Origin of the sequence: Endozoicomonas sp. ONNA2, assembly GCF_024606365.1 — a bacterium.
Classification (GTDB): Bacteria; Pseudomonadota; Gammaproteobacteria; order Pseudomonadales; family Endozoicomonadaceae; genus Endozoicomonas.
Genome location: NZ_JAHHPO010000022.1, coordinates 1 through 1,541, shown reverse-complemented (window position 1 = coordinate 1,541; position 1,541 = coordinate 1). Strand labels below are relative to the sequence as shown.

Here is a 1,541-nt window from a genome sequence, read left to right as displayed (position 1 = left end):
GGGCTAATAACAGTGTCGAGTAATCTATGATTATCTTGGTTAATCTGCTTTTTTATTCCCTTATTCAACGGTTGTTATTACCTTGTTCCTGCCACTTCCTGATTATCGCAGGTTTTTAGTAACGGAGTCAGAAGCAGTTGCCTGGACGTGGCAGTCCGGCAATTCGGGCGGCCACTCTGGCCGGACTTTCAGGAAAAAGCGTCATGAGATAGAGGCTATTCCCTTTGTCCTTGCCAAGGGTATTGGCAATATGTTTTACAAAAGGACGCTGGCTGGGAGCCAGTTCATATTGTTGATAGAACGCCCGCAGCGCGTGAATGACTTCCCAGTGCGCTGCCGTTAGCTCAATACCCTCAAGCGCCGCCAGCTCCATGGCTACTTCGGTATTCCATTGATCAAGGTTGGCCAGGTAGCCATCGTTGTCGAGATTCAGTGGCATTACTGATTCCAATACAAAAAAGTGAACAGAGTGGGGGATTTTATACCCACAGGGGCTTCACCCGGGAATTTAAATGGGTTGTAAAATTCCCGGTGATGTATTGCGATTATGGCTTTTCCAGCGAAAGTGTCTGGAAAACTGAGTTCTGAGATAGTCAGCCTGATCCGGCAGGATTCTCTTGCTGTTGACCAGAGCAAGATATTCAGCAGCATTGGGGCGATAGGGCAGGGCGATCAGTGACATCCCGGTGTTTTCCAGCAGTTTGTCACCTTTAAACTGATTACAGCGCCGACAAGCGGCAACTACGTTCATCCAGTCATCAAGGCCTCCTTTTGATTTGGGCACAATATGGTCTCGGGTCAGCTCCGTTGATTTAAAGAAGCGTCCACAATACATACACTGATGATTGTCTCGGGCAAACAGTGAGTAATTGCCAGGGACTGGATTGCCCGGACAGGCAAAAAGGCGTTTACCGCCGCAGGCAACAATACTGGGAAGCTCGATAATCGTTCGATCTCCAAGCCATCGGTTATAGCCGCCATGGATTCGGTAAATAATATCTCCCAGACTCCAGCGAACCAACTTCCTGGAGTAAAGGCATACTGTTTCCTGCCAGGTAAGCCAATCGACAGGCTGGCCAGCAGTATTCAACCGCAGAATATACACGACAGAGGCTCCCGTTTATCAGTCCCTGATAAAGGTCTGACGGGCCATTGCCACTGATAATTAATACACCCGCTGAGTAGAGTGCTCTTTAATCGGGAAGGCCGCGCCGACCATAAAGGCCGTATGGTTAAGCATTTTATCGGCTCTATTATTCTGATTTGTTTCCATTTCAGGCTAACACATTCATTCAGTAATAATAAACCCGGCGCGATAATGTGACCTGATCCGGTCAATCTGACTTTTCGTACAGGAAATTTGGAAAAAAAATCGTTCTTCCAACGTAATGGTTTCTGGCTAACCTTCACTGGCAAAGGTTAATCGACAATCTGTATGAAAGTCTTAAGTCTGACAGTTTCCGGCAAGCCCTATATCGTTGAATGATTTGTACCAGGAGGCTGTCCGAGAATAGCGCCCGACTGGGCGTCCCCGTAGCGAG

2 protein-coding genes are annotated in these 1,541 nt (G+C 47.8%); both read right to left on the bottom strand.

The window, feature by feature from the left end:
* Positions 1–127 precede the first annotated feature (127 nt).
* Positions 128–439, bottom strand: a complete 312-nt coding sequence (locus tag KDK14_RS00280) for a TusE/DsrC/DsvC family sulfur relay protein (protein ID WP_257263013.1) — start codon at positions 437–439, stop codon at positions 128–130.
* Between the two features lie 69 nt (positions 440–508).
* Positions 509–1,105, bottom strand: coding sequence for an HNH endonuclease (locus tag KDK14_RS00275; RefSeq protein WP_257263012.1), 597 nt, complete (start codon positions 1,103–1,105; stop codon positions 509–511).
* Between the last annotated feature and the right edge of the window lie 436 nt (positions 1,106–1,541).

Coding starts and splice junctions, on each gene's coding strand:
- KDK14_RS00280 (WP_257263013.1), bottom strand. CDS start 439: ATGCCACTGAATCTCGACAACGATGGCTACCTGGCCAACCTTGATCAA.